Below are 10,929 nucleotides of genomic sequence, written 5' to 3'. Positions count from 1 at the left end.
AGGAGGTACCGACCGTGCGACCACACGCACACCACCCCCCGTCCTCGGAGGAATCCCCTGCCGACCGAGTGTCCCCCGGCATCCGGGGACGGCTGTTCAAGCTCGCCGCAGCCGGGATCGCAGCCGCCGTCGGGCTGTTCACGATGACGGTGGCGACCGGGTCGGCATCGGCCGCCGACAACCCGTACCAGCGAGGCCCGGACCCCACCCGCACCAGCGTCACGGCCGTGAACGGCCCCTTCGCCAACACCTCGGTCAGTGTCCCGACCGGATACGGCTTCAACGGCGGCAGGATCTACTACCCGACCGACACCAGCCAGGGCACCTTCGGGGCCATCGCGATCTCGCCGGGTTACACCGCGTTGTTCTCCGCCGAACTGGCCTGGATGGGCCCGTGGCTGGCATCGCACGGCTTCGTCGTGATCGGCATCGAGACCAACAGCCGGAACGACTTCGACACGGCCCGAGGTACCCAGTTGCTCGCCGCGTTGGACTACCTGACGCAGCAGAGCCCGGTACGCGACCGGGTCGACCCGAACCGGTTGGCCGTCTCCGGTCACTCCATGGGCGGCGGTGGGGCGCTGAGCGCAGCCATGCGGCGCTCGTCGTTGAAGGCAGTGGTCGGCATCACGCCGTACTCACCGTCGTCGAACCTGGCCAACGACCGGGTGCCCACGATGATCATCTCTGGGCAAGCGGACACGGTGGTCACCCCGTCCTACGCCCTCGGCCTGTACAACAGCATCCCGACCACGACGAAGAGCGTCTACCTGGAGGTCGCCGGCGGGGACCACGGGTTCATGGTCGGCCGGTCGAACCCGGTGATGGTCCGGACCATGCTGCCGTTTGTGAAGATGTTCATCGACAACGACGCCCGGTACAGCCAGTTCCTCTGCCCGCTGCTGGACAACAGCGGCGTGGTCACCTACCGCAGCACGTGCCCGTTGCTGCCGACCACGCCACCGACCGGCACGCCGACACCGACCCCCACCAACAGCCCGACCACGCCGCCGCCCGGCTCGGCCAGCGGGATCGTCGGCGCGCAGTCGGGTCGATGCATCGACGTACCCAACGCCTCACGGTCCAATGGCACCCGGGTGCAGCTCTACGACTGCAACAGGCAGTCCAACCAGTCATGGACCTACACCGCGAACAAGCAACTTCGGGTGTACGGCGACATGTGTCTGGACGCCGCGGGTTCCGGCAACGGCGCCGCCGTTCAGATCTACAGCTGCCACAACCAGACCAACCAACAGTGGAACGTCAACTCAAACGGCACCATCACCGGCGTCCAGTCCGGACGATGCCTGGACGTCTGGAGCACCAGCAACGGCGCGCAGGTCCAGCTCTACGACTGCCACGGGCAGGCCAACCAGCAGTTCCGGCTCGCGCCCCTCGCATGATGAAAATGACCGGCTCGACGGACAACCTGTTCGAGGGCGTGCCGGTCGACAAACTGCGGGGCGAGAATCAGCACACCTGAAACAGGGCGACGGAAAGCGGGCGGGCTCGACGCCACGTCGGGCCCGCCCGGATCGCCACGATCTCCAGAAACACCGGCTCATGACCCCAGACAGCCCCCTCGAACGCGACCGCGGCGGCGCGTTGGCGATGCGGCGTTGCGCTGCTGCGCTGCGCGGGTTCATCGGTTGTGGCGGTGACCGTGTGTCCGAGGGTCCGCAGCGTGCGGCGGAACTGCGGTTCGTGTTCGGTGGCGACGGCGACGGCGACGGCGGCCGTGTGGTGCTCCGATGCGAGTCCCTTCGGGCGCGCAAGATCGTAAGGGGTCTGACCTGGGGTTCGCGGGGCGGGCCCTTGTGCTGTCCGGCCTGGTTGGTCGGTGGCGTCACGTGGGTGTCATCACGCTCAGTGATCGGCTGTCGGTTGCGGCTTGGTGGCCTGACGACCGGGGACATGCCCGTCGATGTGTCCGTACGCTGCATTGCCGGCGCGAAGCACGGTAGCCTCGGGCGGGTGCGGATCATCGCGTTCCTGGCCGTCTCCATCGTCGTGCTGACCGCCGTCCTGCTGGTTTCCGTGGCCGTGACGGCCGGTGCCCGACGTCGACGCCATGCTTCGCAGATGTCCGCCCGTTGGGCGGTGCGCCATTACGCCATACCGGGGCGTGGGCACACCGTCGTCGGGGTCGCCCTGACCGACGCGGACGGCCGGGTGCACGGTGAGCACGTGGTCGCGCGCATCCCGGACGGTGCTCAGGACTGGCAGCGGGACTTCGTCGCGGCCCGTCAGGAGGCCGAGGAGCGCGCGTTCCACCTCAACATCGACCGCCCGCCGATCGAGGGCTGAAGCCGGCCCGGCGGGTGCCGAAACGCCGCAGGCGCTGGTCAAGCGGCATTCTTCGGAGGGTGGCCGCCTCTGCGGACGCGTTCGGATCGGCCGAGCTCGTCGGACTCTTGCATAGAGGTCCGGTTGGCGGTACCGCAGCCACGCAGTCCACACCGGACGCCATCGCCAGGACGCGATGCCCGTACGGCGTCATGAGCACCTCCGGTCATGCGTCGACGCCGATACCCTGCGCAGCCTGCGGGCCCCCCTGGACGTGCCGAGTGTGCGATTATCGCCACCCTGGCGTCCACCGACGCCTGTCCATAAACGGGGGACCGGCATGCCTATCCATTCGGGCATTTATCGGGCATTGGCGCTGGTCGTGGCGTCCGCAGTCGGAGTCGGAGCAGCGCCAGCCGCTACCGCCGCGCCAGCCGCGGCTGCGGTGACCGCGCCGACCGATCTCATGACCGCCGGCCAATCGTGTGTCACCGCCGCTCCGGGGCCGTACCTGAGCCCGGACAGGCTCAACGATGCACGGGCTGTCGTACTCAAGGGTGTTTTCGACCGGACCGGTTCCGGCCCCGAGTTGCAGGCCGACTTCCAGGTATGGGATGTCGCCGACGGAGAGAACCGGCAGCAATGGCTCCGTCGCGTCGGCGACCAGAGCAACGAGGTCTACGTCCAGCTCGAAGACGACTCGCGGCAGCTCGACGGTGTCACGTACGGCTGGCGGGTGCGGGTTCTCGACGGTGAGGAGGCGGGGCCTTGGAGCGTCACCTGCTACTTCACCGTCGACCGCAGCGGCGGGCCGGCGCCGGTCGTCACCTCCGCCGAGTATCCCGCCGGTAGCTGGGACAACGCCAGCGGCGCGATCGGCGTCCCGGGGAGGTTCAAGCTGGCTGCGGCGGCCGACGACACGGTCAGCTACGAGTACCGTTTCTACTCGAGTGAGGTCGGCGGCGACGACGCGTACTCGATGGTGGACGCAGATCGGCTCGGCGGCACAGCGACCATCGGGTGGACGCCACGGGCGGCCAGCTATCACTCGCTCACGGTCTACGCAGTCGACCGGGCCGGCAACCGCTCTCAAGCGTCCGCCCACGAGTTCGTGGTTCGGGAGACCCGGCCCTGGATCTTCTCGGCGGCGTACCCGGACTATGGCGCGAACCTGAACTACAACGTCGGTGTGGCCGGCGAGTTCGAGCTGGGCAGCACAGTGCCGGACACGGCCTCCTTCAGCTGGCGGATCGACGACGGGCCGTCCGGCACCGTGCCGGCGAACGCCGACGGTAAGGCGACCGTCATGATCGCCCCGACCCGTGCCGGCCGGCAGACCCTCCACGTGCACAGCGTGACCCGCGACGGCACCGTGCACGCGACCCGCAGCTACGAGTTCCTCGTCGACAACGGTCCGAGGATCACCGGCGATACCGATCGCGGTGTGGTCATCGGGTCGTCCCTCAGTTTCCACCTCGCGCCTCGGACGCCCGACGTCGAGGCGTACGTCTACTGGCCGGAACACTCGGGGCTGGAACCGCGGCCGGCGGAGAAGGTGACGATCCCGGCCCGCCCGGACGGCACCGCCGATCTCACCTGGACGGCCACCGAGACCAGTGTCGTCGCGTTGCGCTTCCAGAGCCGGAGTGCGAACGGGACGCTCTCCGAACCTCGTAGGACTTCCGTCTCGGTCGACGGAGCGGCACCGACGGTGACCCGCACCGGCGGTGCAGAGCTGGGCACCTCGGCCACCCTCACGGCCCGTACTCGGATGGCGAACGTCGCCGAGTACGTGGCGACTCTGAACGGCGATCCGACCACCCGGAAGGTCGTCAAGCCCGCCACTGACGGCACCGCCACCTTCCAGTTCACGCCGACGAAGGGTGGCTACACCTACGTCAGCGTCGTCGCCCGCAACGCCGCCGGGGTGCAAACGGACGCGGGCGGCACCTCTTGGACGGTGAATGACGCGCCCCACGTCACCTCGACCGACTTTCCGACGAGCGGCAGCGGCCGGCTCGCCCCGGGCACCTTCACGTTCACTCCCCGCCTGCCCGGCACCACCGGGTACGAGTACTCGATCAACTACGGGCCCTACCTCGCGATCAACGCCACGGCGGCCGGCTCCGCGACGCTGAACTGGACGCCGACGGAGGCCGGCCCGCAGCGTCTGGCCGTGCGGAGCGTGACGGGTGCCGGCACCCGCTCCTCGATCACGGTGTACGCCTTCACGGTCGAGGCCACCACGGTCACCACGGTCACCGCGGTGACGCCGGCCACGGTGCAGGCCGGCGGCGTCCGGACGATCACCATCAGCGGTACCGGGCTGCATCTGCGCGACGCGGTCCAGCTGACCCCGGCCACCGGACCGGCGTTGACCGCGACGGTGAAGACGGTCTCTGCGGACGGCACGGCGATGACCGCCGAGGTGAACCTCACCTCGGCAGCGACCGGCCCAGCGAGTCTGACCCTGCGCCCGTACGGTGCGAACGGAGCGCTGGTGCGGGCCGCCGCCGTCACCATCGCCCCGCCCCCGCCGCTTCGGTCGGTCAGGAAGCCGACGATCAGCGGCACGGTGGCGGTCGGCAGCACCGTCAAGGCCAACCCGGGCGAGTGGACACCCGCAGCGACCGCCTACACCTACCAGTGGCTGGCGAACGGCACCGCGATCAAGGGTGCGAATGCGGCGTCGTACAAGATCCCCGCGTCGCTGCTCGGCAAGCGGCTCACCGTCACCGTGACCGCCAGCCGCAGCGGTCACACCGCCACGAAGGCCACCTCGGCTGCGACGACGACGGTCGCCAAGGGCAAGGCACCCAAGGCGACGAAGAAGCCAAAGATCGTCGGTACGGCCAAGGTCGGCCGGACCGTCAAGGCCGACGTCGGCACCTGGTCACCGAAGGCGGACTCGTACCGGTACGAGTGGCGTCTCAACGGCAAGCTGATCAAGGGTGCCACCGGCCGCACCCTCAAGCTCAAGTCCTCGATGCGCAACAAGAAGATCACCGTGACGGTGATCGCGAAGAAGGCCGGGTACGCCGACGGCCGGAGCACCAGCACGGCGGTGACTGTCCGCCGCTGACGAAGCAGGGGTTTGCCCGGTCCGGCTTTCCGCAGGCCCGTCCGAGGGGTTTCCGCCGCTGCGGGGGTTGTCGACCGGTTGTCCGGGAATCCGCTTCCTCGTTGCCGGACTGGACGGCGACTGTTCACCTCCCAGTGCTGCCTACTGTGCGGTAGGGCCGCGATGGTGTGGGGCGGCGTGCCCGCCGGACCTGGCTTTTCGGTGGACGCACGCACGTACCGACGAGTGCATGTGGGGCGCTCGTTCACCGTGCAAGGGAGATTCGAACCGTGCTTGCCCCTCGATCGAGGCGCCATTTCAGAGGATGGGGGGCAGCCATTTCGATGGCGGTTGCCCTCTCCGCGACAGCGTTCGTTGCCCAGCCCCAGGCTGCTGCAGCCGAGAGCCCATTTCCCGCGACCGACATCCCGTCCCAGATCGCGATGCTGTACGGCCCGGAGGGGTCCGGGCCGGTGTCAATGCGGTTCTCGTGGGTGACCGAACCCGACATCACCAAGTCGGTGTTGGAGTACGCGACCAAGGCGTCGTACGACGCGACCGGCAAGCTCGATCAGCGTGTCGAGGGCCGCTGGGAGCGTGTCGACATCAACGTGGCCACCAGCCAGCCGATCAACGGCCACAAGGTCGAGGTCGAGGGGCTGGCCCCGGCCACGGAGTACGTCTACCGGGTCGGCGACGGCCGCTCGCTGGTCAGCAAGGTCGCCTCGTTCACCACGCGTGCGGCGAAGGTCGAGGAGTTCGCCTTCCACTGGTACACCGACCCGCAGATGAACGACTACGCGGGCTACGCGAAGACGATGGTCCCGGCGATGGATCGGGCCTTCACCGAGGTGCCCGACCCGGCGTTCATGCTGTTCACCGGTGACCAGGTCAACAACACCTACAAGTCCGAGCAGTGGGACGGCTTCTTCAAGGCGTTGGAGCCGCGGGCGGCGAGCGTCCCGACGTACTTCACGATCGGTAACCACGAGTACGAGGGCAATCCCAGCGACGGCTACCTCGACTGGGAGTCGCCCGACCCGTACTTCACCAACTTCGCGGCTCGTACCAACGTCCCCCCGAACGGTCCGGCCTACTTCGGCGCCGCCGCGGGCCAGCCGACCGCGGTCGGCGAGGAGGCCAAGAAGCTGCGTAACACCGCCTACTACTTCGAGTACGGCGATGCCCTGTTCGTGGTGCTCAACCAGTTCGACCAGCTGAAGCTGTCCGAGCTGCGGCCGCAGTTGGACTGGTTGAAGACGGTCGTGCAGGCGTCGGACGCGAAGTGGAAGATCGCGGCCTACCACCACGGCCCCTACCTGGGTCGACGTAACCACCCGTCGAACTACCTGGAGATCACCAAGGCGTTCGACCAGGCCGGCATCGATCTGTCGATCTCCGGGCACGACGGCATGTACCTGCGTACCCACCCGATGAAGAACAACCTGGTCGTCGGGGCTGGTCAGGGTACGACGTACATCACCGGTGCCGCCGCCGGCGATGGGCAGGGCTACACGTGGAACCCGCAGATCGCCGGTGAGTACACCGCGGTCTACAAGGACAACCAGGAAGCCAGCTACCAGACGGTCTCGGTGTCCCCGGAACGGATCGCGATCACCTCCACCAGCCGCGACCCCAAGACCGGCGAGTATCGCGTCAACGACACCGTCGAGATCACTCAGTCCCTGGCCTCCTCGCTGGCGAACTGGGTGCCGCCGGCCTCTCCCGAGCCCGTGCTCGACAAGGACGTCCCGCCCCTGGTCGAGGGCAGCTACCAGATCAGCACCCCCGAGCAGTTGATGTACCTGAGCAACAACTTCGGTGACGGGTTCGGAAAGCTGCCGCTGGACGGCCGGTACGTGTTGACCAAGGACGTCGATCTGCAACACCTGCGCGGGTTCCGCCCGCTGGGTCTGCCGGCCGTGCACGCCGAGGATGTCGGCCCGGGCTTCACCGGCACCTTCGACGGTGCGGGGCACTCGATCACCGGTCTCAACCTCGGGTACGACCAGGGCTGGGAGCTCGACGACGCGCCGTCGCCCACCGGATTCGTGGGCCGGCTCGGTGCCGGCGGTGTGGTCCGTAACCTGGGGCTCGTCGACGTCGACTACCGCGACACCGAGGGCCCGGTCGGCGGCGTCGCCGGCGTGGTCACCGGCGGCACCCTGGAGCGGGTGTACGTCGCCGGCAGCATCGACGGTGCGCAGGACACCGCGGGCGGCCTGGTCGGTGTGCTCGACGGCGGCTCCGTGCAGGATTCATACGCGACGTTGAACCTCGACGGTCGGGCCACCACGGCTGGCCTGGTCGGTGGGATCACCAGCGCGTCGACCGTCGAACGCAGTCTCGCGACCGGTGCGGTCATCACTACCGGGGACGCCGGTGGCGCGGTCGGCCACGTACAGTCCGCCGGCGCTGTGCTCCGCGGCATCGTCGCGGCGAATCGCGCCGTCACCGGCTCGACGGCCGGCAAGCTGTTCGCCTCGGCGGTCGCCGGGGCGAGTGTGGCCGACAACGTCGTCTGGGCCGACGTGCCGTTGACCGGCACCAAGGCCGAGCAGCGCGGCACCAGCGAGCTGACCCAGGCCGAGCTCACCGTCCAGGGCACCTACCAGGGACTTGGCTGGAACTTCGGGACGGCCTGGGCGTGGCAGCCGGCCACCAGCTCTGCGGTGGCCTACCCGCATCTCGCCGGCCTGGCCGGCCAGGTCAACACGTTGCCCTTCACCAGCAAGGCGGCACTGGCGCAGCTGTTGGCCACGGTGACGGGCGAGAACGCCCCGAACCCGGCCGGCCACACGCCGTACAGCCACCAGTTCCTCGTGCAGGCCATCGACGCCGCGGGTGCCGTGATGGGCGACCCGTACGCGTCGCAGACCAAGGTCGACGCCGCTGTCGCCGACCTCACCACCGCCATCAGGTTCCTCAACCCGCTCGTCACGGCGAAGCAGTTCCGGGCCGCGAGCAGCGAGGAGCTCCGCTTCCGGATCGCCGAGATCGGCAACGCCGAGGACACGATCTGGATCAGCAATGATCTCGTTGCCGCCGACCAGGGCGGAGCGGTCAAGGTCGACGCTGGCAAGATCCGGCTCGAAGCGGACAAGCCGACCACGCTCACCGTGGTCGGCAACGTCTACTTCAACGTGGATGGTGCGGCGCTGACGTTCGGTCCGAACCTGACGATCGTGCAGAGCGTCGACAGCACCGCGCTGGCGGCGTTCATCATGGTGCGCAACCGGGGTCACCTCGCGGTCGAAGACGCGACGATCCGGTCGGACGCCACCATGTCCGGCTCGCAGGGCGTCATCGTCATCGAAGGCTTCAACCCGACCGTCACGGTCGACCGGTCCACGGTCAGCGGCAAGGGCGCGCGCACCATCTACGCCTACAACGCGGGGCCACTGTTCACGATCACCGACAGCACGATCACCAACACCAACACCGCGCTCTACCGCAGTGACTACGTCCTGAACGGCACCACGGTGATCACCGGCGGCATCAGCGGCGGTGCGGTGCTCCACGACTTCCGGGGCAGCGAGGTCGCCGGAAACGTCGAGGACAAGGTCGTCACCCTCACCAAGGCCGGCACCGGGCTCGCGGTGACCGACCCGGCGTACACGATCACGTATCTCGTGACCGAGCCTGGCGCTGCGGCACCGGCCGACCTCCAGGGCGCCGTCGCCTACACCGAGCCGATCAACCTCCCCGACGGAGGCACCGTCTGGGCCGCACTGAGCCACGGCGGCCGCCACGGCCTCATCAAGTCCATCGTCGTAGAGGCACCCGCGGGCCCCGTCGACCCACCGCCAAGCTGCCCTGTCGCCCAGGCGCAGGCCAAGGCGGCGGCGAAGGCCGTGGACAAGGCTGAGAAGGCCGCCCAGAAGGCCGAGACGAAGCTCCGGGACGCCGAGGCCAAGTTCGAGAAGAGCGTGGTCAGCGGCAAACCAGCCCAGGCCGTCAAGCAGGACGAGGTGAAGGTCACGAAGGCCAACGCCGAGTTCGAGGAAACCAAGGCCGCGCTGGCGGCGGCGGAGTCCGCCTACGCGGACGCGGTCGCCCAGGTGACCGCCGCCTGTCCGTAACACTCACCGCAGCAGGTGAGGAACCGGGGCCGCAATCGTGGCTGATTCGAAAATGAAATGAGGCACGCTCAAAGGCCACCCCCAGATTTGTTTGGGGGTGGCCTTTGAGTTATGTGGACGATGCCAGGGGCGAACCAATCAAGGTGTGCCGCCGGCTTCGCGGCCTACCAGTACTTCGGCAGATCGAAGAAGTGATCGCCGTCCAGGTTGTCGACGGACTTGTCCGCCATCCGGTCCGCGATTCCGAAGAGGCCGGCCAGCACGACCTGGGTCAGCACGCCGTTCTGCTTCTGGCCCCACGCGTGGGACTGGCCACGTACCTCGAACAGCACCGTGGCGCTGCCGTTGAGGGCGAAGGCCGACCTGGCCTGGCCGGCGTAGTCCCGGTCGAAGCTGTATCCGTCGGCGACCTGGTAGTGGACGTAACGGCTCACCCCACCGGCGAAGGGCGAGGTCTGGGCGTTCCCGTTACCCCCATGGTTGATCATGCCGAGGGCGGCAGCCAGGGCGTGCCGGCGAGAGCCGTCCTGGTCGAGCAGCGGCCAGTCGGCGTACCGCGGGTTGCCGTCGACCTCCGAGCCGAGCGGCGGGTAGTCCAGCGACACCGTCACGTACTGCTCGGTGTCGTTGTTCTGGCTGCACGGTCCCATGTGGTGCAGGTCGACGTAGGCGTCGACCTTGCCGAACTCGTTGCGGAGGTCGACGTACAGGTCACGCAGCGCCCGTGACTCGTTGGTCAGGTACATGCCGGGGAGGGTCTCGTTCGTCGGCCGGGTCCCGGGGGACGGCTCGGCGGTGAGGTCGGCGCTGAAGTCCCGGTTGATGTCGAAGCCCTGTGCGCCGTTGCTGTAGTAGTACGGCGCGTTCGTTCCGGCCAGCTGCGGGAACTTCTGGACCACCTCGCTCCACGGGAAGTCGTTCTGCCGACGGTTCAGCTCCGCACCGTCGGGGTTGAACTTCGGGACGGCGACGATGGTCAGGTTCTCGCGGATCGCCTTGGCCTGTGGGCTGCCGCTGGAGCCGAGGGTCTTGAGCATCTGCAGCAGAGCCTCGGTGCCGGTCTTCTCGTTGCCGTGGATCTCGCTCGTGATCAGCAGCACGCGGTCACCGGTGCCGACCCGCGCCGCGTAGATCTCCCTGCCCCGGTGGGACTCCCCGATGACGTCCACGTCGACGCGGCCGTGGCTGGTCGCTTCGATCTGGGCGAGTCGCTTGCCGAGTTCCTCGTAGTTGGTCCAGCCGGAGACGGACCGCTCGCCCGGAAGGTTCTTGCAGTCGGCGTTTCCGTTCTCAGCCGACGAGGATGGCGCGAAAAGCGTGACGGCACACAGCGTTGCGACGGTTGTCGACACCAATAGGCGTCGCTTCATCATGACCTCCTACATTTGTATAAGTTAGGTCCTGGAAGCGTTTCTCCGGTGGGGCGGCCGCGCCAATCGGATGTCAAAAAACTAAGGCGTCAGTGGATTTGAATTTGGCTCACCGCGTGCATTTGAGGAA

5 protein-coding genes are annotated in these 10,929 nt (G+C 68.1%); 4 read left to right on the top strand and 1 reads right to left on the bottom strand.

What is annotated here, in order from left to right; translation table 11 throughout:
- The first annotated feature begins 143 nt into the window (after nucleotides 1–143).
- The 4 genes from C1I95_RS13145 to C1I95_RS13130 all read left to right on the top strand — a co-directional run bounded on the left by C1I95_RS13145 (nucleotide 144) and on the right by C1I95_RS13130 (nucleotide 9,429).
- Nucleotides 144–1,403: a poly(ethylene terephthalate) hydrolase family protein gene (locus tag C1I95_RS13145; protein ID WP_325048824.1), complete on the top strand. Its 1,260-nt coding sequence runs from the start codon at nucleotides 144–146 to the stop codon at nucleotides 1,401–1,403.
- Nucleotides 1,404–1,974: 571 nt separating this feature from the next.
- Complete coding sequence (locus C1I95_RS34790) at nucleotides 1,975–2,307, top strand: hypothetical protein (RefSeq protein WP_146605712.1); 333 nt, start codon at nucleotides 1,975–1,977, stop codon at nucleotides 2,305–2,307.
- 424 nt (nucleotides 2,308–2,731) lie between these two features.
- Nucleotides 2,732–5,368: a hypothetical protein gene (locus C1I95_RS13135; RefSeq protein WP_146605711.1), complete on the top strand. Its 2,637-nt coding sequence runs from the start codon at nucleotides 2,732–2,734 to the stop codon at nucleotides 5,366–5,368.
- A gap of 323 nt (nucleotides 5,369–5,691) precedes the next feature.
- Nucleotides 5,692–9,429 (top strand): purple acid phosphatase family protein, encoded by a 3,738-nt coding sequence (locus tag C1I95_RS13130; RefSeq protein WP_111214093.1) that lies wholly within the window; start codon nucleotides 5,692–5,694, stop codon nucleotides 9,427–9,429.
- A gap of 164 nt (nucleotides 9,430–9,593) precedes the next feature.
- On the opposite strand, the gene C1I95_RS13125 is transcribed toward C1I95_RS13130, so the two are convergent.
- Nucleotides 9,594–10,799 (bottom strand): M14 family zinc carboxypeptidase, encoded by a 1,206-nt coding sequence (locus C1I95_RS13125; RefSeq protein WP_233513638.1) that lies wholly within the window; start codon nucleotides 10,797–10,799, stop codon nucleotides 9,594–9,596.
- Nucleotides 10,800–10,929 lie beyond the last annotated feature (130 nt).

The sequence above is a fragment of the Micromonospora craterilacus genome, from assembly GCF_003236315.1.
Lineage (GTDB): Bacteria > Actinomycetota > Actinomycetes > Mycobacteriales > Micromonosporaceae > Micromonospora > Micromonospora craterilacus.
The sequence above is the reverse complement of the archived record's forward strand: the minus strand, read 5'-3'. Positions and strand labels throughout refer to the sequence as shown.